Raw genomic sequence first — 21,436 nt, forward strand, 5'->3', positions numbered from 1 at the left:
TAAAATGGGGTGAAGAATCAGAGCGAGGAGTTTTCTAAGATGGAAAATGCAAAAACCTATTTGAAGAATTATAATATGAATGATCTGAAGCGGTTGGCGCGTACAATATCAGTCAAGGGCTTTTCCAAGTACAAGAAGGATGAATTGATCGATGCGATCATAGAACAGCAGCATACTTCGGAGACGGCCACGTATGCCTACAAGTACATTGATGACCGTTCATTCAAGACATGGAAGGAATCTGCGGATCATCCCCAGGATTACTACAGGCTGGAAGACATCTTCGGGCTTTATATCATGGGCTATGCATTCGAGGACCCTGAGCGGGAGGACAATTTCTTCATCGTAGAAGGCGTACCCGGTCTTTTCGGTGAAGTGGACAGCGAAGAGAACCGTGAAGCGCGCCTTGAAATCCAGCGGAAGCTCAACCTCATCCGTGCGGCACTGCACCTGTACGGCATCGTCAGCTTCGATCAGCTCATCCACCTCTTCAGGAAATACTACAGTATGGACATGTCGGGAGAGGATATCGTAAAATTCCTCGAAAAATCACCGTACGACATCTCCATCGACCAGGACAAGCAGCAGATCGTCATCGACGACATGAACTATGCGCAATATGAGATGGTGCGTAAACTGCAGGGGGACAGGCCGTACTACGAACCTGAATTCGCCAAGTTCATCAAATTCAGCGATCCGAACTACATTGATGAATCGAAGCATCACAGACAGCTGAAGGAATGGGTGAAGGCGAACGTGGATGTGCCTGCAGGGAAGCACCACAGCATCTACATCTCACTGCTCCAGCTCATCATGCAGGGATCGAAACGTGATGAAATCGTCCAGTATCTGATGACATTGAATGTGGAATTCAGCAATGTGGAAACGCAGCGCGGCTTTTTCGATATGATCGCCGGCATCGTGGAAAATACACGGCACTTCAAATACCGGGGGCACAAGGAGTCGGAACTGAAGACGCAGACCGTCGTCAAAGAGGTCAAGGTCGGCAGGAACGATCCATGTCCATGCGGAAGCGGCAAGAAATATAAAAAATGCTGCGGCAGATGAATAAGAACAAGTCCTGTGAATAGAGCAGGACTTGTTTATATCTTGAGAAGATTGAAATTTCAAAAAAGGGGATCAGAAATGAACCATTACAGTTATCCATATATGAACCGGCGCTTCAGTACATACGCCAAAAACGGCATGGTCACAACGACACATCCGCTGGCCACGGAAGCAGGAATCGAAGTGATGAAGCAGGGCGGAAATGCCATGGACGCAGCCATCGCAACTGCGGCCACCCTGACGGTCGTAGAACCGACGAGCAACGGTATTGGAGGAGATGCCTTCATGATAGCCTGGATGAACGGCAGGCTGCACGGGATGAATGCAAGTGGACGTTCACCGGGGAAATTGAGCATGGAAGAAATCCGGAAAAGGGGCTTCAGCGAAATGCCGAAATTCGGCTGGCTGCCGGTGAATGTGCCAGGTGTGCCGAAGGCATGGGCGACACTCATCAATGACTTCGGTAACCTGACACTGAAGGAAGTGCTGGCGCCAGCCATCCGTGCAGCAAGTGAAGGATTTGCGATAACACCGGTCACAGCGAAATATTGGCAGGCGGCCTATGACAACTACAGCAGGGAGGCCGAGGACTTCGAGGAGATCAAACCATGGCTCGATGTCTTCGGCACAGTTTCAGCTGGTGAGATAAAGACATTGCCGCATCATGCAGAAACGCTTCGGGACATTGCAGAAACTGACGGGAAAAGTGTGTATGAAGGCGCGCTTGCAGACAGGATCATCCGCTACAGCAATGAAACGGGCGGACTTCTCTCCCATGAGGACCTCGAAGGTTTCGAAGTGGATTACGTGGAGCCGGTCAGCATCGGCTATAAGGGGTATGAAATCCACGAGATTCCACCAAACGGTCAGGGGATCACTGCACTGATGGCGCTTGGCATGTTGAAGGATGATACGTTCGGTGCCCTTGATGCGCGTACATACCATCATCAGATTGAGGCCATCAAGCAGGCGTTCGCTGACACGACGACATACGTTGCCGACCCCGAACATATGAAGGTGGGCGTCTCCCAACTGCTTGACGCAGCATATTTGAAGGCGCGCCGCGATGAGATCAAGGAAGAAGCAGAATTGAGGCATCATGGGGACCTGCCCGAGGGCGGCACCGTCTACCTGGCGACAGCGGATAAAGAAGGGAACATGGTCTCCTACATCCAGAGCAACTACATGGGCTTCGGTTCCGGTGTCGTCATTCCGGAAACGGGATTCGCCCTCCATAATAGGGGGCACAATTTCTCGATGGACGAGAATCACGCCAATTTTGTCGAAGGCGGAAAGAAGCCCTTCCATACAATCATTCCGGGCTTCATTACGAAAGGTGGGCAACCCGTCGGACCGTTCGGCGTGATGGGTGCCTTCATGCAGCCGCAGGGGCATCTGCAGGTGGCGATGAACCTGATCGACTACGATATGAACCCGCAGAGTGCACTCGATGCGCCTAGGTGGCAGTTCAAGTCCGGCATGGATGTCGAGGTCGAGGACCGGTTTGATCCGGATATCGCCCGCGCACTTGCCAGGCGCGGACACAAGATCAGCGTGAACCTCGAACCGAACAGTTTCGGACGGGGGCAGGTCATCATACGTGGGGAGGATGGTGCCCTGATCGGCGGCACCGAATCCCGGACAGATGGCTCAATATCCATATACTAGGAGAAGACGATGCATTTTAAAATTTTTTGGGTATTTTTCAAAGTAGGCATGCTCGGGTATGGCGGGGGACCGTCCTCCATCCCCCTTGTACATAAGGAAGTCGTCGATACGCACAAGTGGATGACGGATGAAGCGTTCCAGGACGCACTCGCAATCGGTAACGTACTGCCGGGACCAATAGCGACGAAGCTCGGCGGCTATATCGGATATCTCCAGAAAGGGTGGCTGGGCCTTGCCAATGCAGTGTTCGCAACGATCCTGCCGACCATCATACTGATGATCATCCTGCTGAAGCTCTTCACCGAATTCAAGGATCTCGGATGGGTCCAGGGGATGAGCGATGGTGTCATGCCGGTGGTCGGCGTCATGCTGGCGATACTCACCTATGAATTCCTCGCCAAGGCAAAGGCACGGACGACATGGCAGTTCATCATACTGTTCACGCTCATCGCCTTCCTCCTGCTGGTGGTGCTTGAAATCCACCCGGCCATCATTATCCTCGTCATCGTAGTATTCAGTCTCTTCAGGAAGGAGGGACGCATATGATCTATCTGCAGATATTCCTCGCCTTCTTCATCCCAGGGATTCTGGGTTACGGCGGGGGACCGGCTTCAATTCCGCTGGTGGAGCAGGAAGTGGTGCAGAACTATGAATGGATGGATTCCCAGGAGTTTGCGGAAGTGCTTGCACTGGGCAATGCACTGCCGGGGCCGATAGCGACGAAGATGGCCGGCTTCATCGGTTTTGAAGTTGGTGGCGTCCTCGGTTCGGTGGTGGCGGTCACTGCGACGGTGATGCCGTCACTGATGCTCATGGTCTTTCTTGCAGGACTGCTCTACAGGTTGAAGGGGACGAAGAAGTTCGAAACGCTGACGACGCTGATTCGTCCGGTCATCGCGATTCTGCTCGGCATCATCGCATACGACTTCTTCAGCAACGCCTTCACGGATTCAGGCAGTCTGCATACCATCATATTGATTGTGGCGAGCTTCCTGATGCTGACGAAGTTCAAGGTCCACCCTGCACTGGTCATCATTTTCGGGCTGGTCTATGGTGCATTGCTCCTGTAGGTGAATTGAATATTGGCATAGAAAAAAGGAATTGGGATCCAAGGGGATCCTAATTCCTTTTTCTTCTGAATCTTCTCATGATGCCTTTGATGAATATGTCAGCGCCTTCTATCTTCAATAGATATACTGCAGAGAAATACAGCAGAACCGTCACAGCCACCGCAAGGATCAGGCTGATATTCAGTCCGAGTGATGCTTCAAATGCATTATACAGCACCAGGCCGATGAGCGTTGAGCCGCCTGCTGCCATAATGATCTTCATAACCGAAGGGACCAGCATCGTCAGGTTCAGGCGCCCGAGCTTCCTGCGGAGCCCCTGTGTGAGCAGGACGACGGTAATCAGGGCTGAAATGCTTGTGGCCAGGGCGAGCCCCCCGATGCCGAGCAGTGGGGCGAGCGCAAAGTTCAGGCCGACATTTATGCCCATGCCGATTGCACTGTTGATCATCGGGGACTTCGTATCCTGCAGGGCATAGAATACGCGGGTCAGAATCAGATTGACTCCGGTTCCGATCAGGCCGATGGAATAGAAGAAGAAGGCGGAAGTCGTGAGTGTGACTGCCGTCTCATCAAATGCACCCCGGCCGAACAGGAAGCGGACGATCGGTTCGGCGAATGCCAGGGCACCCGCCGTGACGGGGATGATCAGCAGCAATACGCCGATGATCGTCTGGTTCATCGTATACTTCAGGCCGTCCATATCGCCTTTCGCGGCTTTTCTGGAGATGTCCGGATAGAAGACCGTCACGAACGAGGAGACGAATATGCCGAGAAAGGCGGTGTTCATCGTATTGGCGTAGTTGAGGGAGGAGATGCCCCCCACTGATATCCAGGAAGCCAATGAACGGTCCACCAGCCGGTTGATCTGGGAAACACTCGACCCCAGTATGACCGGGAAGGCGAGGGCGGCCATCTCCTTGATGTGCCTGTCTTTTGGCTGGAATACAGCCTGGAACCTGAAGGCATATCTGTATGCGACGATAACGATGATGAGGAACTGTATGAACAGTGCGATGACATTTGCCATGGCAAGTACATAGATCCACTCCGTCCTGCTGCTGATGGCGATGGCGGCGATCAGCACCAGGTTCATTGGAATGCCGATCAGCGAAGGTACGGCAAATATCTTCTTATAGTTCAGGTATGCGCTCAGGATGCGGATGATGATTGTAAAGTAGACGCCAAAAATGCTGAATCGGGTGAACATCACTGCGAGTGCAAGCGTCTCCCCTTCGAATCCGATGGCGAATATCTTCACCAGGTATTCGGTGAAGATCAGGGCAAGCGCAACGAGGACGGTCGTGAAGACCATCAGTACATTGATCAGGTTGTTCGTGTACTCTATCCCCGCCCGTTCCCCAAGCTTGTTTTCAATGCGTGAATAGAGCGGTATATAACCTGTGGAGATGCCTGCGGCAATGACGCCGAAGACAATGGTCGGGATGCTGATGGCGAGCAGGAAGACGTCACTGATTTCGGAGGCGCCATAGAAGTATGCCAGTGTCAGGTCCCTCAGGAATCCCGATACTTTGGAGACGATGGTAAGCACCATCAGTAGAATGACTGCTTTTTTCATATCATCACACTATTTCAGTCTTCATGTACGAATATCTGGTCCCTGAACCTGAGCATGCGTGTATTCCAGACAGGCTCAACGGGCACTTCATTCCCGAGGTGGAGATATTCGATGAACAGTGAAGGGAAGTTGACGTTGGCACCGAGGCTCATGACCTGGCTGCCGCAGAAACGCGGATTGATGTCTGTGAGCTTGTAGCCGGTATCGCTTTCCATGAACTGTATGTTGATGAAGCCATCCTCCACGAGGCTTTCAGTAATATCCTTGGAGGCCTGGATCAGATCCTCATGGTTGACCACCATGCCATCGAGGACGATGTTGTTGGAGACGCCTGTACGTTCACGAGGAACGGCGACGACGACTTTTCCCCTATGAAGATAGACATCGACACTGTATTCCTGTCCGTTGATGAGTTCCATCGCCAGCTTGCGTTCGGACGGGTCGATGATCCTACAGTAGTCTTCGAAGTCGATGGTATGCTTTTTGCCGTTCTTCAGGGCATCAAGATAATTCTCCTTGCTGGTCAGGATGGCGAAGCCCAATGAGGCATAGCTGTCGACCGTCTTGACTACGAAATGGGAGTCATCCGCAAATAGCGAGGAATTGATTTCCTTCAATTCTTCTTCCGTATTGAAACCCTGATACTTTGGTATGTATTTGCTGTGACCCATCGATTCGAGCTTCTGGTATACATGTTCCTTGTGCATCAGCACATCAAAGTCGCTGCTGGTCGGCAAAGCGATGAGCGGCTTGAGGGCATCGCGGTTTTCATGGAATATATTGACCTCTTCATGCAATGAAGGGAAGATGACATCGATTCCTTCTTTTTCAATGATTTCCTTCAGCCTTTCCAGGTAGGCTTCTACATTGGTATAGCGTGGAACCTGGTAGGTGCGGTCGCAGAACTGATGGCCGGCTGTAACCGTGCGGCGGTCGACACCGATCACCGTAACATCCTGCCTTTTCTTCAGACCCTGGATCAGACCCTGGGCTATAGGGCCGCCTATGCCGGTCACTAAAACATTTATTGTACTCATTTAAAATCTCCTTAAGTGCACGTTCGTATAATTTTTACATTTGATTATATTAACTTATCATATATTTTAACAGATATGCGTGTTCTTATGAATGGAAAAAAGGATTTGTAAGCTGTTTGATATGTAATGAAGAAAAGTAATATGATGGTAACAGTAGCGAATGATCGATTAAGAAAGGATTGAGCAATGATGAAAATTACTGCGGATGATGTCTATACATTGAAAAACGGTGTGGAGATGCCCATCATCGGCCTCGGTGTCTACAAGGCAGAAGACGGGGACCAGGTGAAGGATGCCATACTGGCTGCAATTGATGCAGGCTACCGTCATATCGACACGGCATCCTTCTATGGTAATGAAAAGGGTGTAGGCGAAGCGATCAAGGCTTCAGATGTGCCAAGGGAATCCCTGTTCATAACGACGAAGGTGTGGAATGACGATTTGGGCTATGAGGAGACATTGAAAGCCTTTGACGTCAGCATGGATAACCTTGGGCTGGATTACCTGGACCTCTACCTGATCCATTGGCCGATTGAAGGGAGATATACGGAAGCATGGAAGGCGATGGAAAAGCTTTATGCGGACGGCAGGGTGAAGGCGATCGGGGTGAGCAACTTCCACAGGCAGCACCTTGAAGAGGTGTTCTCGATATGCCGCGTCAAGCCGATGGTCAATCAGCTGGAATACCATCCGCATCTTGCCCAGAAGGAAATGCATGAGTTCTGCAAAATGCATGATATCCAGCTGGAAGCTTGGGCGCCCCTGAAGCGCGGCGGCCTCTTCGAGGAGCCCGTCATTAAGGCGCTCGTAGAGAAACATGGCAAAACACCGGCGCAGATCATTTTGAGATGGGATATCCAGAACAGGGTGTCGACGATACCAAAATCCGTCACACCATCACGTATACAGGAGAATATCGATGTTTTCGATTTCGAACTCAGTGATGCAGACATGAAGAAGATCGACAGTCTCGATTCCAATCAGCGGATGGGGAAGAACCCCGACAACTTCAGCTTTGAATAATGAAAACACTGCCCGGATAAACCGGACAGTGTTTTACTTTGGGAATATCTCCTTCATCTTCCTGTTCAAATGAAAGGCCGTATCGGACATGACCTGATCCACATCATTGTCGGCATCGACGAGCGCATGTGTGACCTCAAAATAATCCGAGAGGTCTTCGGTGATTTGTCCTGATACAAGATGACACGGCTTATGGTGCTTCTTAGCAAGGTCTGCAACAACAGAGGGTGCTTTTCCGCCAAGGGTCTGCCGGTCGCTCTTCCCTTCTCCGGTGACGACGGCATCCGCCTCCATGATTTCTGTTTCAAGGTGGATCATTTCAGCAATCAGTTCGCCGCCGCTCTGCATCTCGGCACCGATATTGAGAAGCATCCATCCAAGTCCACCGGCAGCTCCAGCACCTGGACTATCAGTGTGGCCCACAGGGAAAGCATCGGCTGCCTTTTCTGCAAGGTGGACGAGCATGTCTGCAAAGCGGTCGAGATCTGCTTCATCTATGCCCTTTTGGGGACCGAAGGTGTGGACTGCCCCTTTCGGGCCTAGAAGGGGATGAGTGACATCAGAAGCGATGGTCAATTTGATTTTCTCGAATCTGCGCAGTGATTGGACATTCAGTTCCGAAATTTTTGGGATATCCCTATTGAAGACGCCTATAGGAAGGTCTGCTTCATTGATGGCAGCACCCCCCAGGGCCATGAACATCCCATATCCGCCGTCGTTCGTCGCTGATCCGCCGAGCCCCAATATGATATGTTCCGCCCCCTGATCGGCGGCATGCATGAGCAGTTCCCCCACACCGAACGTCGTCCGGTCTGAAGGATGGGAATCAGTGATGAGGTGGAGGCCGCATGCTTCCGCAGTCTCTATGACTGCGGTGCCTTCCTTCATATAATATTCAGCTTCGACAGTCCTGCCTTCCGGTCCTGTTACATTGGTGACGACCCTGTTGTAGCCTTCGCTCCGGAAGCATTGGAGCAGTCCGTCCCCGCCGTCGCTCATGGGTTTCATCACACAGGAGTGCCCTTGCTCTTCAAGGCTTTGTGACATCACCTTCGCCACTTCATACTGGTCGAGTGTACCCTTATATGAATCTGGTGCCACAACTATCTTCATAATCCCACCCTAACTGAAAGAGATATTATAATGATCCAGCACGGACTTCGGAACGAAAAATCGTGCGGTTTTGAGTGGATCGACGACCTGATTGATCTGTGTTTCCCCGACGAGGCTCATCAGCATGGTGAGCTCAGAAAGGCTCAGATCGGTATGGGGATGGAGCAGTGCAATCATCTGTCTGACGGACTCATCGACCGCAGCATCCAGGCTTTCATGGGAAACCATCATGTAGATGCCTTCCTCATCGATGACGACCGGGTGTCCGGTCGTCATGTTTTGTGCCTTGTCCAAAGTCACCGTGACCGTCGATCCGATTTCCAGACCGCTGACACTGATTTCACCATCGCCCATCTTGGCATGGACGTCACCGAGTCCGAACAGTGCACCGTCGTGGAAGACGGGGAGGTAGAGGTCGGCGCCTGAAGTGATCTTCTTGCTGTCCATGTTGCCGCCATGGCGGTCCGGTGTCCCATTATTGACGGGATCGCCCTCCGGTGCAACGCCGATGACACCGATCATCGGATTCATGGGCAATTTCAGGCCATTGAATGAAATATGGCCGCCTGCAGCATCGACATCGAACATTTTTACTTCCATGCCTTCCATCTGCTCTCCCATGACCCCGAGTCCAGGGCCTGTCAGCATGACCCCCCTGTCATCCAGGGTAATGTCCTCAATCGTCACTTTAAGCACATCCCCCCGTCTGATGCCTTCAATATATATAGGGCCTGTGGCAGGGTTGATCTGATCCCAGTCGACCGTGTCGAGTACAGTATCTTGAGAGGTGATCTGCCCCTGGAAACAGTCATGTGTCCTTATTTCGACTGTATCGCCGGGGCTTACTTTAAGCGCTGCTTCATTGTCCTTGGACATTGCATAATAGAAATGTGATTTATCCAGTGAATGTTTCATTTTCAGCCTCCATGATTCTAATAAGCGCGTTCGTATTGTTCAGGAATGAAGGATGCATCCTCAGGATTCCTTTCGCGGGCTGCATTGAGCACCCAATAGGGATCACGCAGGAGTCCCCTTCCGATGGCAACGAGATCCGCTTCTTCGGAAGCGACGACATGTTCCGCCAGATTCACATCCTCCAGGAGCCCGACTGCCATGACCGGCAGGCCTGCTTCCTCCTTTACAGCTCTTGCGTATGGGACGAGATAACCTGGATAGATTCCCGGGAAACGTTCTTCCGATGGCTTGCCTTCACCGCCGGCGGAAACATCGATCATGTCCACACCTGCTGTGGCATACTGTTTTGAAAGCCAGATGCCATGCTCGAGGTCATAACCGCCTTCTGCAAATTCCACAGCGGATATCCGCAGGATGAGCGGCATTTCTTCAGGCATGACCGACTTTACAGCTTCAACGACCTTGCGTCCGAAGAGGCTCAGGTCCTCTCCATATTCATCCGTCCGCCTGTTGGTCAGCGGGGACTGGAACTGATGGATCAGATAGCCGTGCGCTGCATGCAGTTCAATCGTATCGAAGCCGGCTTCGACTGCCCGTGCAGCCCCCCATCTGAAGGCATCGATGACTTCATCGACTTCTTCGGTGGACAGCTCATGCGGTGTCTTGAAGTCCTCATTGAAGGCGATTGGGGAACTTGATACCGGTGTCTCCGTGTCCCGTGCCTTCCTTCCGGCATGGGCCAGCTGGATGCCGACTTTGGCACCGTGGCGGTGGCATGCATCGACGATGCGCTTGTAGTGGGGAACATGGCCGTCGGACCAGATACCGAGGCAGTGGTCTGTAATGCGCCCACGCGCTTCGACATTCGTCATCTCCATCATGATCATTCCGGTGCCCCCGACTGCACGGGAAGTGTAGTGGGTGAAATGCCATTCATCTGGAATGCCGTCGACGGCACTGTATTGGCACATCGGTGCCATGACGATCTTGTTGCGCAATTCCAATCCTTTTAGAGCATACGGTTCAAATAATGATTTCATCAGAATCCTCCCTTTCTCATTAGTTCCATTGTTATGCAAATAAAATGAAAATTCAAAGATAAAGCCCCGGGAAAAGATGAAAATAGACAATCTGGAAGCAATTCCTGTATATTCAGCAGATTGCAAATAAACCGTTTTCATAGAGAGGGGGTTCTGGTATACTTTTATTAAATGAAGAAGGAGGGGTCGTTAAATGGAATTCAAGAAATATCTGGCAGTCGTCCTGGGCTGTGGGCTCATACTTTCCGCATGTGGAGACGGCGGCAGCGAAGGTGAAGGGGAAACGGAGACAACTGAAGAAGGCGAAGCTTCGGAAGGTGGATCATCCGGAGAAGGCTCCGCGGGTCTTGAGACGAACATCGTAACGATTGCGACGGGCGGATCATCCGGTCCCTATAATATCATCGCAACGACACTGGCAGAAGGATACAGCAGTGAATTCGACGTAAATTCCCGTACACAGACGACAGGCGCTTCCGCCGAGAACCTGAATCTGCTGGGAGAAGAAAAAGTCGAGATGGCATTTGTGATGAGTGATGCACTCACCCAGGCTGTCAATGGCGAAGAGACATTCAGCGAACCGATTGAAAATGTGCAGCAGGTGGCGGCACTCTATCCGAACTTCGTACAAGTCATCACTACTGAAGGCGCGGGCATCGAAAGCATCGATGATCTTGCAGGCAAGCGTGTGGCGGTCGGTGACCAGAACTCAGGTGTTGAAATTGCGACGCGTTCCATTCTTGATGCACATGATATGACATATGATGATATGGAAGTCGACTATCTGGGATACGCAGAAGCCGCGGAAGCGATGCGTGGTGGTCAGATTGATGCGGCTTTCCTGACAAGTGGACTGCCGAATGCTTCAGTGATGGAACTAGAAAACTCCGTGGATTTGAAGATCGTACCGATTGAAGGGGACGCGGTGGACACGCTCTCAGAAGATGCAGAGTACTTCGAGGCCCTTGAAATTCCAGCAGACACATATGGCAATGAAGAAGCCGTACCGACGGCTGCAATCATGAACGCACTTGTCGTCAGGGAGGACCTGAGTGAAGATGATGTCTATGAACTGACGAAGTATCTGTTCGAGAACCTGGACAGCCTCGCGAACTCTCACCAGGCAGCGGAAGACATCAGTCTGGAGACTGCCCAGGAGCGTGCAGTCATCGACATCCATCCGGGAGCCCAGCGCTACTACGATGAACAATAGGATCAAGGTACTACTGACGGGGAGCATTCTAGCGGTGCTCCTCTTTCTATTCCTTTTTCCGGAACGGACGATAAAGCTCGAGGCGGAAGGGTACGATGCCAGGTTTCTGCCGGATGAAACATTTGAGTTGCATTGGATCCACTCCATTGAAAAGTCGGAATGGTATGAGGTCTATGAAGTGGAGGAAAATGCTTTTCTGCTGACGGACACATATTTTGAAACTTTTGGTGCAGGTGTTCCCCATCAATCTGAAAGTGAGCCGGAAGTCACTGAGGAAGGGTTTGTAAAATTCACAGTCAATGATACATATGATGCACTCTACCTCAATGTTTCGGAAAATGTGAAGACTACAATCGTCCAGAACCAGAAGGAGTATCCACTATATGATTTCTATGAAGCGAATACCGCACTAGAAATCAAGATTGTAAATACGACGCTGCTACAGCGGATAACAGGAGGTTAATATGACTAAGGAACCACAAACTGCACCCGATACACAGGAGATCCTGGAGAAGTACGACAAGGATTCCGCAACGCGGAAATTTGATAAAAAATCGGTCGTATGGATCGTCACGGTCGTCTCCGTACTCTACTCGCTCTTTCATGTCTACATGGTATTCACCCCGATGCCGGCACTGCAGCAGAGGGCTGTACACGTAGCGGTAGGCCTTGCACTCGTCTATATGCTCTATCCTGTATTCAAGAAGCAGGACCGGGGTAAACTGCCGGTCTATGACTGGATTCTTGCTGCACTGAGCCTGGCGACGGCAGGGTACATCATCCTCGAATACCAGGCCATCGTGGTCGAGCGCGGCGGTATACCGAATACGGTGGACATCATCATGGCGATACTTACCGTCGTGCTGATACTGGAGGCGGCAAGGCGCGTCACCGGCATCATCCTGCCGATACTGGCGCTCGTATTCCTGCTCTATCCATTCATCAGCCATCTCGGCTTCATGCCGAACATGATGATGACGCGGCCGTTTGACCTCGGGGACATCTTCGGTCAACTCTATCTGAAGACGGAGGGGCTCTATTCGACTGCAATCGGGGCGTCCGTCAACTTCATCTTCCTGTTCATTCTTTTTGGCGCATTTCTCCAAAAGTCCGGCATGGGCCAGTTCTTCAATGACCTGGCGATGGCCTTAGCAGGCGCCAACAAGGGTGGACCGGCCAAAGTGGCCGTCGTTTCCAGTGGCTTCATGGGAAGCATCAATGGCGCGGCAGTTGCCAACGTGGTCAGTACGGGAGCGTTCACCATCCCGCTGATGAAGAAGGTCGGCTACAACAAGAACTTTGCCGGTGCCGTCGAAGCCAGCGCTTCGGTCGGCGGTCAGATTCTGCCGCCGATCATGGGGGCGAGTGCCTTCATCATGGCGGAGACAACCGGCATCAACTACGGCACGATTGCACTTGCCGCACTGATTCCAGCCGTGCTGTACTACTTTGCCGTCATCATGCAGGTACACTATCGTGCAGGCAAGCGCAACCTTCAGGGCATTCCACGTGCCGATCTGCCGAAAGTCAAGGCGGTCATGCTGGAGCGGGGGCACCTCCTCATTCCAATCATCGGACTGATCGTGATGCTCTACATGAACTTCCCGATTCCAAGAGCTGCCATCTATACACTCCTGCTGACAGTCGTCATCGCAACAATGAGGAAGACGACGCGCATGTCGGTCAAGGAGATATTTGAAGCGATGGCCGTTGGTGCCCAGCAGGCACTGTCCGTCATGATCGCCTGTGCGGTGGTCGGCATCATCATCGGTGTCGTTTCGCTGACAAGTTTCGGTGCTGTCATGACTTCAGCCATTGCAAGTCTCGGCGCAGGTTCACTCTTCCTGACCCTGCTCTTTACAATGATCGCATCCATGATCCTCGGCATGGGGCTGCCGTCCATCCCTGCATATATCATCACAGCGACGATGGCGGCACCAGCCCTGGCGGAATTCGGCATTCCGATACTGCTCGCGCACATGTTCGTATTCTACTTCGGCATATTCGCCAATGTGACGCCGCCTGTGGCGCTTGCTGCATTCGCAGGTGCCGGGGTGTCGGGAGGGAATCCGATGACGACGGGCTTCCAGGCATTGAAGCTTTCCATTGCCGGTTTCCTCATCCCCTTCCTGTTCATCTATGAACCGGCCCTGCTGCTCGTCGATACAGAAGGATTGATGACGAATGCCAGAGAGTACCCGCTGGCCGGATTCATGGATGTGGCGATTGTCGTCGCCACTACGCTGATCGGTCTGCTGGCACTGTCGGCCGGACTCGAGGGATTCTTTAAGACGCATATCAATGTCATTTTCAGGGCAGTGCTGATCCTCACCGCTCTGCTGCTCATCGTACCTGAAACATATACCGACATCATCGGGGTCGGGGTCGCAATCCTGATCCTTGCGATGAACTATGTGAAATGGAAAAAGACCGAGCAGGTGGCATAACAGCCATCAAAAAGGAGGCCCACATGGGCCTCCTTTTTATTTGCCTTCATTTTTGAATTGGATGATTCTTTCTTCGATTGAGTCACGGACGCGTTCGAAGACGGCGTGGACTTCCTCTTCCGTGCCGGTGGCGCGTGCCGGATCTTCAAATCCCCAGTGCATGCGTGTTACGTGGGGCGGGGTCATCGGGCAGTTGTCGTTGGCATCGCCGCACAATGTGATGACATAGTCGGAACGGTTGAGCAGTTCATTATCGATGATACTGGATTGCTGGCTGGTGATGTCCACATCAGCCTCTTTCATGATTTGAACCGCTTTCGGGTTCATGCCGTGTGCTTCGATGCCTGCGGAATGGACTTCATACTGGTCATCCAGATATTTGTGGCCGAACCCTTCAGCGATCTGGCTTCTGCAGGAGTTGCCGGTACATAGGAAATAGACGATTGGTTTTGACATATTGGAACGCTCCTTTGTTTATGAAATGATGAGCAGCCAGATATAGAGGCCGCACAGTGTGATGAATAGGACGGGGATGGTCAGGATGATGCCGATCTTGAAGTAGTATCCCCATGAAATATTGATGCCTTTCTTCTTGAGTACATGCAGCCACAGCAGTGTGGCCAGCGATCCGATCGGTGTAATTTTTGGACCAAGGTCCGAACCGATGACGTTGGCGTAGATGAGCCCTTCCTTCACCAGTCCCTGGGCACCGGATTCGGCGATTGCGAGTGCATCGATCATGACCGTCGGCATATTGTTCATTACGGAGGACAGGATGGCCGCAGTGAAGCCCATCACCATCGTTCCGACGAACAGCCCCTGATCGGCCGCTGCACCGATGAACTGGCCGAGCAGGCTCGTGAGGCCTGCGTTCTGGAGTCCATAGACGACGACATACATGCCAAGGGAGAAGAAGACGATATCCCAAGGGGCCCCTTTAATGACCTGTGTGACGGGTACCGCTTCACTTTTCCTGCCCATAAGCACGAAGAACAGGGCGATGATGCCGGCAATGATGGAGACCGGAATGTTGAGCGGCTCGCTGAGGAAATACCCGACGAGCAACAGGGCAAGGACAACCCAGGACCACGAGAACATGCGATGGTCCCTGATTGCTTCATGCGGTGTCTTCAGTTCAGACAAGTCATAGTCCGACGGCAGGCTCTTCCTGAAGAACAGATACAGGACGAGGATACTCGCCAGTATCGAGAACAGGTTCGGCACGATCATGCGTGAAGCATATTCGATGAATCCGATGCCGAAGAAATCAGCAGATACGATATTGACGAGGTTGCTGACGATGAACGGGAGGGAAGCGGTATCCGCGATGAACCCGCTGGCCATGATGAACGGCATGATCATCTTCTCCGTGAAGTTCAGGTTCCTGACCATCGCCAGGACGATCGGTGTCAGTATGAGGGCGGCACCATCATTGGCGAAGAGTGCCGCGACGATGGCACCGAGCAGTATGATGTAGACGAAGAGCCTCAATCCATTGCCTTTGGCAAAACGTGCCATATGTAGGGCGGACCACTCGAAGAACCCGATTTCATCCAGTACGAGGGAGATGAGGATGACCGCCACGAATGTCAGAGTGGCATTCCATACGATGCCCCATACTGTGGCGACATCGCCGAAGCTGACGACGCCGAAGAGCAGTGCGACCAGTGCGCCGGCGATTGCCGACCACCCGATGCCGAGCCCTTTCGGCTGACGGATGACCAGGAACAGAGTGACGAGGAATATGATGACGGCAATGACAGCAGTTGAACTTTCCATCAGCAGCAGTCCTCCCGGCTGCACCTTGCGATCATCGAGGAGATTTGCGCATCAATGTCCGGTATGGCGGCGATGATCTCTGGAATCATCTCGTGGAACGGGCTTTCCTCATTCAGCGAAAGGTATGTCCAGTATCCCTCTTTCCTTTCCTTGATCAATCCCATCGCACGCAGCTTCTTCAAATGCTGGCTCACAGCCGGCTGACTCATCCCGAAGCATTCTGTAAAGTCGCAGACACAGCATTCGCGCCTGTTCATCATGGCGACCATCGAGAGTCTTGAACGGTCACCCATGATTTTGAATAGATCGGCTGCTTCGCCGATGTCCATTTTCATCTTTTCCATAATACACCTCAATCTTATAAGCATTCTATTATGTAACACGATGAATTATATAAGAGTTTGATTATATGGTCAACGGGTCGGCGATACTTTTCAAATATAGTAAATATTTCAATAATTGAAATGCAATTATGTGCTTATGTTGATATAATGGAGGGAAAATATGAGCTTTAATGGAGGAATAGGAATGGTTTCGAATATTTATGGCAATACACCCCCAATGCTGGGTGCGAAAAACCTGACGAAAACAGACGACTATGACACGGATGTACTGGTGTACGGCGTCCCTTGGGAAGGGGCATGCACTTGGGGGGACTATACAGGATCCGAACTCGGACCGAAACAGATCAGACTGTCTTCGGCCAGGTACAGTACGTATCTTCCCGAGCTCGACCATATCAATGTTGAAGACCACCTGAGCCTTGGCGATGTAGGGGATGTAAGCGTCATTCCGCATGATGTACCGGGAACAATGGACAGGATCGAATCATTTGCCGAAAATCTGTGGAAATCCGGGAAGTTCCTTGTCGGTCTCGGTGGCGACCACGGCATCACCTATCCAATCGTCAAAGCTCTGACGAATACGGGCAAGAAGGTCGGCATCATCCATCTGGACTCGCACTATGACAACATGCCGCATCATGAGGGGGATGAGTTTGCAAGAAGCACACCATTCATGCGCCTTTATGAGACTGAAGGAGTCAGGAATGAGAGTCTGATCCACACAGGCATCAAAGGGCCGAGGAACAAACCAGAAACAGGAAAGTACGCACAGGAAGCGGGTGCTGTGACCCTGACGATCAATGATATAAAAGAGGCTGGGGACCTGAAGGCTTATGCCAACGAAATATATGACATGGCGGCAAACGATGTCGACGTGGTCTATCTGACGATATGCAGTGATGTGCTTGATTTTGCATTCAATCCGGGTGGTCCGGTCGACGGCAACGGCATCACCTCGCATGAACTGGTGACGATGATCTATGAATTCGGCAAGCGGGGCGTATGCGGCATGGACTTCGTTGAAGTCTATCCACAGCAGGATGCCAACCAGAACTCGGCACACTTCGTTTCTACAGCAGTACTCTACGTGCTTGCAGGACATGTGCATGGCGGCCATGCAAAATAAATGAATGGAAGGGAGCATGCTCCCTTCCATTTTTAAAACTGGGGTGTGGGAATATGACAAGAAACAAATTCATTGAAAAATTGAAAGTGATCGGACCAGGCGCAATCATTACCGCCTCGTTCATCGGACCGGGAACGGTCACGACGGCGACGAGGGCCGGGGCAGGTTTCGGATTTGCATTGCTCTGGGCAGTCGTGTTTGCAATTATTGCTACAATCGTACTTCAGGAAATGGTGGCGAGGATCGGCATAGTCACTGGTGAAGGACTGGGGGAAAATATCCGTGATCTGTTCAATAACGTCATACTGAAATTTGCAGCCGTATGGCTTGTGATGATCGCCGTAGTTGTAGGCTGTGCAGCATACATAAGTGGGGACCTGCTCGGGACTTCACTCGGTGTATCCTATCTGTTCGGCATACCGGAGAATTTTGTTGCGCCAATCATAGGTATACTCATTCTGATTTTAGGACTTAGTGGCGGGTATAAAATCATTGAAAAGGTCATGATTGCCCTGATCGTCATCATGAGCATCACCTTCATCACAACCATGATCGTATCAGCGTCGGATTTGGGGGCGATATTGAAGGGCGCATTCATTCCGGGCATCCCGAATGGTTCCATCCTGATGATCATTGCCCTCATCGGTACGACCGTCGTGCCCTATAACTTCTTCATCCATGCATCCACGGTCAGTGAGAAATGGGACAGTGTGGACGGTCTTAGGGAATCCCGTATGGATACCATCATCACAATTACAGTCGGAGGTATCATTACTGCCGCCATACTCATCACTGCCGGAGCCTTGATCTATGGAACGGAAGTTACGAGTGTCGTGGAACTGGCAGCACCTCTGGAACCTCTTATGGGAGACCTTGCGCCATTGTTCATCAGCATCGGCCTCTTCTCGGCAGGCTTCTCATCTGCCATCGCCTCCCCGATGGGGGCGGCTGTAACCGTCAGCAGCTTCATGCGCTGGAAGGGCGGTTTCGATAATAAGAAATACAAAACCGTCTTCGGTCTTGTCATCGGCCTTGGAATCATCACTTCGGCAATCGGATTCGAACCGCTTGAAGTCCTGCTTTTTGCACAGGCATTGAATGGCCTGATCCTGCCGATCATTGCCATACTGATCATGATCATCATAAACAAGAAGAACCTGATGGAAAAGCACGTCAACCCGCTGTGGCTGAACATCATCGGCTGGCTGGTGACTGCGGTCGTTTCATTCCTGGGGATATACAGCCTGGTGGATGCCATTTCTTCGTTATTCTAAGCCGATTTTTACCGGTGGATGGATATGTCGATTATAATGGAATCAAACGCGATTGAAAGGATGAGAAAATGATAGTTAAAGCACAATGGAACGGCGGCATGGCCTACAGTTCTACAGGAGACAGCTCAGGCTATGAAGTGACGATGGATGCGAGCAGTGCTGTCGGTGGCAATGACAGCGGACCACGGCCGATGGAAATGGTCCTGCATGGTGTAGCAGGCTGCATGGGCATCGATCTGAATGTCATTATGCGCCACAGCATGGATAAGGTGGAATCGATCGACATTGAAATTGATGGCGACCGTGCGGAAACGGAACCGAAGCGCTTCACCAACGTGGACATCATCGTCAAGATAAAAGGGGAGGTGGCTGAAAAGGTGGCCCAGCGTGCAGTCGACCTGTCTGCCAAGAAGTATTGTTCAGCCATCAACTCCCTAAATGCCACGGTTACTACAAGACTTGAACTGAACGGTGAACTGAAATAGGCAAACAAGGAATGAAAAGGCGGATGCTCATTTGAGCATCCGCCTTTTGCGTCATCAGTCGTAGAATTCAGTGTCGGAAAGGTCCTTGTATTGCAGGATGATTTCGGTGATCCGGTCTTCCTGATTGTATTTCATCATGACATACTGGCCATTGGAATCGTCGCTGTCATAGAACATGCGGAAGTCCGAGACTTCATCACTGCTCGGCCAGCCAAAATGTTCTACAGCATCCTGCTTGGAGAATTCCTCCGGGAAAATGATGATGCCATCCACCCTGAGTTCAGCAGTGTCTTCAACGCTGCCGACCGCCTCCGGGAAGTTGAAGCCTATATGGTCATAATGGTAGTAGGTGCCATCCACGGTGCTGCCGGAACCGGCAGGCTCTCCGAGCCTTTCGACCATATAGTCATAGCTCGAGTGGACGGAGATCGTCCGGTATTCGTAGTTGCCCGAGAAGAAGTTGGAGACGAAGGCGTCGCTCGTCACATCAATCGGTGTGACCTCTGGAGGTGCCTCCTCTTCTGTTTCCTCTTCCGTGATTTCCTCAGTCTCTTCTTCTGTGGTCTCCTCTTCAGAAGGTTCGCTTTCTGCTGGTTCATCACCAGGATTTGTGCATGCCGTGATGAACATAGGTATGGATAGTAGAATGATGAATCGTTTCATTGTCCGACACCTCCTATTTTTCCTCTTTTGTACCAGGAGGTTTTACCCGCCCTTTTTTGGGCTTGGGTATTTCCCGTTGTTTGCTGAAGTAGGCTTCTGTCCGTTCGCGCAGCTTCCGCGGCATCATGACATATATGAAATCTTCGGAATGCATTGCGGTATCACCATTCGGTGTGATGAGTTCGTCATCCCTGATGATGGCGATCACCAGGACATCCGTCGGCAGATCCAAATCCTTGATCTTGACATTTTCATGGGCGGACTGCGAAGGCAGTTCAATACCATAAATATCGTTTTGGGTCTGGCCGAGTGCAAGCAGCTCCACAGAATAGGCTGGAGAGTCCGTTTCGCCTTCATCAAATCCGAGCCAGCGTGCCACTGGTGTGATTGTGCTTCCCTGAAGCAGAGCGGAGAACAGGACAATGAAGAAGACGACATTGAAGACGAGGTAACCGTTGTCGATGTCACTGACAAGTGGGTAGGTCGCAAGTACGATGGGAACCGAACCGCGCAGGCCCGCCCATGAAATGAACACCTTTTCCTTGAAATCGTACTTGCTCGCGACCAGTGTAAGGAATACACCAATAGGGCGGGCGATAAACATGAGTATGAGCGCCATGAGTATGCCCTGGAAAGTATAGTTCAGCAGTTCCTCCGGAAATGCAAGAAGCCCGAGCATGATGAACATGACAATCTGCATCATCCATGCCAAGCCCTCATTGAAGCGGAGGATGGAATGCTTGTAGGTGAGCGGTCGGTTGCCCATCAGTACAGCCATGATGTAGACTGCAAGCAGACCGCTCGCCCCAATCACTTCCGTCACGCCGAATGCGAGCATCGCAAAACCTAAGGAGAGGACCGGGTATAGCCCGGAAGCCTCAAGGTCGATCCGGTTTATGACGAATACCGCGAGGCGGCCGATGATTATGCCGGCAAGCAGTCCCACACCCATCTGCCAGAAGAAGGAAAGAATTAGAAGGAAAACATTATTATCTCCCGGCATCTCTATGATGGAAATGATGGTGACGGTAAGGAATACGGCCATTGGGTCGTTGGTACCCGATTCAGCCTCGATGGTGGAAGACAGTTTTTCTTTGATATTCTTGCTGCCGAATACAGCAAATACGGCTGCAGCATCAGTAGAACCGACTATTGCCCCCAGCAGCATCGACGTCATCAGGTCCAATCCGAGTATGAAATAGGCGAATATGCCTAGAATTAAGCTGGTAAGTAATACACCTATGGTGGCAAGCAGGACTGCCGAGGCGGCGACTTTCCTGATTGTCATGATATTCGTCTGAAGTCCCCCTTCAAACAATATGACGACGAGTGCCATCATACCAATGAGCTGGGTCATCTCTACATCATCATAATAGATGATCTGGTTGAGCAGTATCCCGATGATGATGAACAAGACGAGGGAAGGCACCCCAAGCCTTGACGAGAAACGGGTCATTACGACACCCAGGACCAGAAGGATGGCAATTAATAGAACGGGATAGTCTATGTGGACATCCATCAAAAACCTCCTTTTCTTTCAACATTTGTGTATATAATTATAAGTGACTCATTTAGAAAATGCTAGTAGAGGTACT

The 21,436-nt window shown here is 51.4% G+C and carries 21 protein-coding genes; 11 read left to right on the forward strand and 10 right to left on the reverse strand.

The genetic code is table 11. The features are described from left to right. The first annotated feature begins 39 nt into the window (after nucleotides 1-39). The 4 genes from LLU09_RS08810 to LLU09_RS08825 all read left to right on the forward strand — a co-directional run bounded on the left by LLU09_RS08810 (nucleotide 40) and on the right by LLU09_RS08825 (nucleotide 3,806). Nucleotides 40-1,068, forward strand: coding sequence for a Rho termination factor N-terminal domain-containing protein (locus tag LLU09_RS08810; protein ID WP_228311416.1), 1,029 nt, complete (start codon nucleotides 40-42; stop codon nucleotides 1,066-1,068). A 78-nt stretch (nucleotides 1,069-1,146) separates the two neighbouring features. After that, nucleotides 1,147-2,736, forward strand: coding sequence for a gamma-glutamyltransferase family protein (locus LLU09_RS08815; protein ID WP_228311417.1), 1,590 nt, complete (start codon nucleotides 1,147-1,149; stop codon nucleotides 2,734-2,736). Nucleotides 2,737-2,745: 9 nt separating this feature from the next. After that, complete coding sequence (locus tag LLU09_RS08820) at nucleotides 2,746-3,282, forward strand: chromate transporter (RefSeq protein ID WP_228311418.1); 537 nt, start codon at nucleotides 2,746-2,748, stop codon at nucleotides 3,280-3,282. Then, a complete protein-coding gene (locus LLU09_RS08825) occupies nucleotides 3,279-3,806 on the forward strand; it encodes a chromate transporter (RefSeq protein WP_228311419.1) in 528 nt (175 codons plus the stop codon). Before LLU09_RS08820 ends, LLU09_RS08825 begins: the two co-directional genes overlap by 4 nt. 49 nt (nucleotides 3,807-3,855) lie before the next feature. Here the strand turns inward: LLU09_RS08825 and murJ are convergent, their stop codons facing one another. Beyond that, nucleotides 3,856-5,382, reverse strand: coding sequence for a murein biosynthesis integral membrane protein MurJ (murJ, locus tag LLU09_RS08830; protein ID WP_228311420.1), 1,527 nt, complete (start codon nucleotides 5,380-5,382; stop codon nucleotides 3,856-3,858). Nucleotides 5,383-5,396: 14 nt separating this feature from the next. Continuing rightward, entirely contained in the window at nucleotides 5,397-6,419 is a 1,023-nt protein-coding gene (locus LLU09_RS08835; RefSeq protein ID WP_228311421.1) for an ATP-grasp domain-containing protein, read from the reverse strand. A gap of 186 nt (nucleotides 6,420-6,605) precedes the next feature. Between LLU09_RS08835 and LLU09_RS08840 the strand changes: the two genes are divergently transcribed. Next, on the forward strand, nucleotides 6,606-7,442 hold the full coding sequence (locus LLU09_RS08840; RefSeq protein WP_370632489.1) for an aldo/keto reductase: 837 nt from the start codon (nucleotides 6,606-6,608) through the stop codon (nucleotides 7,440-7,442). Between the two features lie 33 nt (nucleotides 7,443-7,475). Here the strand turns inward: LLU09_RS08840 and LLU09_RS08845 are convergent, their stop codons facing one another. Genes LLU09_RS08845 through LLU09_RS08855 form a run of 3 tightly spaced genes read right to left on the reverse strand, consistent with a single transcriptional unit; the run spans nucleotide 7,476 to nucleotide 10,510 of the window. Beyond that, nucleotides 7,476-8,555, reverse strand: a complete 1,080-nt coding sequence (locus LLU09_RS08845) for a glycerate kinase (RefSeq protein WP_228311422.1) — start codon at nucleotides 8,553-8,555, stop codon at nucleotides 7,476-7,478. A gap of 9 nt (nucleotides 8,556-8,564) precedes the next feature. Continuing rightward, the gene (locus LLU09_RS08850) at nucleotides 8,565-9,470 is read right to left on the reverse strand and encodes an acetamidase/formamidase family protein (RefSeq protein ID WP_228311423.1); all 906 of its coding nucleotides are present in this window, start codon (nucleotides 9,468-9,470) and stop codon (nucleotides 8,565-8,567) included. A 17-nt stretch (nucleotides 9,471-9,487) separates the two neighbouring features. After that, a complete protein-coding gene (locus LLU09_RS08855) occupies nucleotides 9,488-10,510 on the reverse strand; it encodes an NADH:flavin oxidoreductase/NADH oxidase (protein ID WP_228311424.1) in 1,023 nt (340 codons plus the stop codon). Between the two features lie 193 nt (nucleotides 10,511-10,703). On the opposite strand from LLU09_RS08855, the gene LLU09_RS08860 reads away from it, so the two are divergent. From LLU09_RS08860 to LLU09_RS08870, 3 genes are read left to right on the forward strand one after another with little or no spacing between them, the layout of a single operon-like run. Continuing rightward, nucleotides 10,704-11,723, forward strand: a complete 1,020-nt coding sequence (locus LLU09_RS08860; protein ID WP_228311425.1) for a TAXI family TRAP transporter solute-binding subunit — start codon at nucleotides 10,704-10,706, stop codon at nucleotides 11,721-11,723. Continuing rightward, complete coding sequence (locus tag LLU09_RS08865) at nucleotides 11,713-12,186, forward strand: DUF1850 domain-containing protein (RefSeq protein ID WP_228311426.1); 474 nt, start codon at nucleotides 11,713-11,715, stop codon at nucleotides 12,184-12,186. Before LLU09_RS08860 ends, LLU09_RS08865 begins: the two co-directional genes overlap by 11 nt. A gap of 1 nt (nucleotide 12,187) precedes the next feature. Beyond that, complete coding sequence (locus LLU09_RS08870) at nucleotides 12,188-14,170, forward strand: TRAP transporter permease (protein WP_228311427.1); 1,983 nt, start codon at nucleotides 12,188-12,190, stop codon at nucleotides 14,168-14,170. Between the two features lie 36 nt (nucleotides 14,171-14,206). Here LLU09_RS08870 and arsC read toward each other — a convergent pair whose 3' ends face one another. The 3 genes from arsC to LLU09_RS08885 are packed head-to-tail and all read right to left on the reverse strand — an operon-like array spanning nucleotide 14,207 to nucleotide 16,293. Beyond that, a complete protein-coding gene (gene arsC, locus LLU09_RS08875; RefSeq protein WP_040105978.1) occupies nucleotides 14,207-14,626 on the reverse strand; it encodes an arsenate reductase (thioredoxin) in 420 nt (139 codons plus the stop codon). A gap of 18 nt (nucleotides 14,627-14,644) precedes the next feature. Continuing rightward, nucleotides 14,645-15,949, reverse strand: a complete 1,305-nt coding sequence (locus tag LLU09_RS08880) for an arsenic transporter (RefSeq protein WP_040105977.1) — start codon at nucleotides 15,947-15,949, stop codon at nucleotides 14,645-14,647. Next, nucleotides 15,949-16,293, reverse strand: a complete 345-nt coding sequence (locus LLU09_RS08885; RefSeq protein ID WP_040105976.1) for an ArsR/SmtB family transcription factor — start codon at nucleotides 16,291-16,293, stop codon at nucleotides 15,949-15,951. The genes LLU09_RS08880 and LLU09_RS08885 overlap by 1 nt, the downstream gene beginning before the upstream one ends. 184 nt (nucleotides 16,294-16,477) lie before the next feature. Between LLU09_RS08885 and LLU09_RS08890 the strand changes: the two genes are divergently transcribed. The 3 genes from LLU09_RS08890 to LLU09_RS08900 all read left to right on the forward strand — a co-directional run bounded on the left by LLU09_RS08890 (nucleotide 16,478) and on the right by LLU09_RS08900 (nucleotide 19,178). Beyond that, nucleotides 16,478-17,419, forward strand: coding sequence for an agmatinase family protein (locus LLU09_RS08890; RefSeq protein ID WP_228311428.1), 942 nt, complete (start codon nucleotides 16,478-16,480; stop codon nucleotides 17,417-17,419). Between the two features lie 53 nt (nucleotides 17,420-17,472). Then, the gene (locus LLU09_RS08895; protein ID WP_228311429.1) at nucleotides 17,473-18,693 is read left to right on the forward strand and encodes an Nramp family divalent metal transporter; all 1,221 of its coding nucleotides are present in this window, start codon (nucleotides 17,473-17,475) and stop codon (nucleotides 18,691-18,693) included. 68 nt (nucleotides 18,694-18,761) lie between these two features. Then, complete coding sequence (locus tag LLU09_RS08900; RefSeq protein WP_228311430.1) at nucleotides 18,762-19,178, forward strand: OsmC family protein; 417 nt, start codon at nucleotides 18,762-18,764, stop codon at nucleotides 19,176-19,178. Between the two features lie 54 nt (nucleotides 19,179-19,232). On the opposite strand, the gene LLU09_RS08905 is transcribed toward LLU09_RS08900, so the two are convergent. Continuing rightward, nucleotides 19,233-19,841 (reverse strand): hypothetical protein, encoded by a 609-nt coding sequence (locus tag LLU09_RS08905; protein WP_228311431.1) that lies wholly within the window; start codon nucleotides 19,839-19,841, stop codon nucleotides 19,233-19,235. A 13-nt stretch (nucleotides 19,842-19,854) separates the two neighbouring features. Continuing rightward, a complete protein-coding gene (locus tag LLU09_RS08910; protein ID WP_228311432.1) occupies nucleotides 19,855-21,360 on the reverse strand; it encodes a potassium/proton antiporter in 1,506 nt (501 codons plus the stop codon). Nucleotides 21,361-21,436: the final 76 nt, after the last annotated feature.

The organism is Salinicoccus sp. RF5 (genome assembly GCF_020786625.1).
Classification (GTDB): Bacteria; Bacillota; Bacilli; order Staphylococcales; family Salinicoccaceae; genus Salinicoccus.

Bases quoted from the DNA above. Each gene is read 5' to 3' on its own strand.
- LLU09_RS08810 (WP_228311416.1), top strand. From the start codon at position 40: ATGGAAAATGCAAAAACCTATTTGAAGAATTATAATATGAATGATCTG.
- LLU09_RS08815 (WP_228311417.1), top strand. From the start codon at position 1,147: ATGAACCATTACAGTTATCCATATATGAACCGGCGCTTCAGTACATAC.
- LLU09_RS08820 (WP_228311418.1), top strand. From the start codon at position 2,746: ATGCATTTTAAAATTTTTTGGGTATTTTTCAAAGTAGGCATGCTCGGG.
- LLU09_RS08825 (WP_228311419.1), top strand. From the start codon at position 3,279: ATGATCTATCTGCAGATATTCCTCGCCTTCTTCATCCCAGGGATTCTG.
- murJ (WP_228311420.1), bottom strand. From the start codon at position 5,382: ATGAAAAAAGCAGTCATTCTACTGATGGTGCTTACCATCGTCTCCAAA.
- LLU09_RS08835 (WP_228311421.1), bottom strand. From the start codon at position 6,419: ATGAGTACAATAAATGTTTTAGTGACCGGCATAGGCGGCCCTATAGCC.
- LLU09_RS08840 (WP_370632489.1), top strand. From the start codon at position 6,606: ATGATGAAAATTACTGCGGATGATGTCTATACATTGAAAAACGGTGTG.
- LLU09_RS08845 (WP_228311422.1), bottom strand. From the start codon at position 8,555: ATGAAGATAGTTGTGGCACCAGATTCATATAAGGGTACACTCGACCAG.
- LLU09_RS08850 (WP_228311423.1), bottom strand. From the start codon at position 9,470: ATGAAACATTCACTGGATAAATCACATTTCTATTATGCAATGTCCAAG.
- LLU09_RS08855 (WP_228311424.1), bottom strand. From the start codon at position 10,510: ATGAAATCATTATTTGAACCGTATGCTCTAAAAGGATTGGAATTGCGC.
- LLU09_RS08860 (WP_228311425.1), top strand. From the start codon at position 10,704: ATGGAATTCAAGAAATATCTGGCAGTCGTCCTGGGCTGTGGGCTCATA.
- LLU09_RS08865 (WP_228311426.1), top strand. From the start codon at position 11,713: ATGAACAATAGGATCAAGGTACTACTGACGGGGAGCATTCTAGCGGTG.
- LLU09_RS08870 (WP_228311427.1), top strand. From the start codon at position 12,188: ATGACTAAGGAACCACAAACTGCACCCGATACACAGGAGATCCTGGAG.
- arsC (WP_040105978.1), bottom strand. From the start codon at position 14,626: ATGTCAAAACCAATCGTCTATTTCCTATGTACCGGCAACTCCTGCAGA.
- LLU09_RS08880 (WP_040105977.1), bottom strand. From the start codon at position 15,949: ATGGAAAGTTCAACTGCTGTCATTGCCGTCATCATATTCCTCGTCACT.
- LLU09_RS08885 (WP_040105976.1), bottom strand. From the start codon at position 16,293: ATGGAAAAGATGAAAATGGACATCGGCGAAGCAGCCGATCTATTCAAA.
- LLU09_RS08890 (WP_228311428.1), top strand. From the start codon at position 16,478: ATGGTTTCGAATATTTATGGCAATACACCCCCAATGCTGGGTGCGAAA.
- LLU09_RS08895 (WP_228311429.1), top strand. From the start codon at position 17,473: ATGACAAGAAACAAATTCATTGAAAAATTGAAAGTGATCGGACCAGGC.
- LLU09_RS08900 (WP_228311430.1), top strand. From the start codon at position 18,762: ATGATAGTTAAAGCACAATGGAACGGCGGCATGGCCTACAGTTCTACA.
- LLU09_RS08905 (WP_228311431.1), bottom strand. From the start codon at position 19,841: ATGAAACGATTCATCATTCTACTATCCATACCTATGTTCATCACGGCA.
- LLU09_RS08910 (WP_228311432.1), bottom strand. From the start codon at position 21,360: ATGGATGTCCACATAGACTATCCCGTTCTATTAATTGCCATCCTTCTG.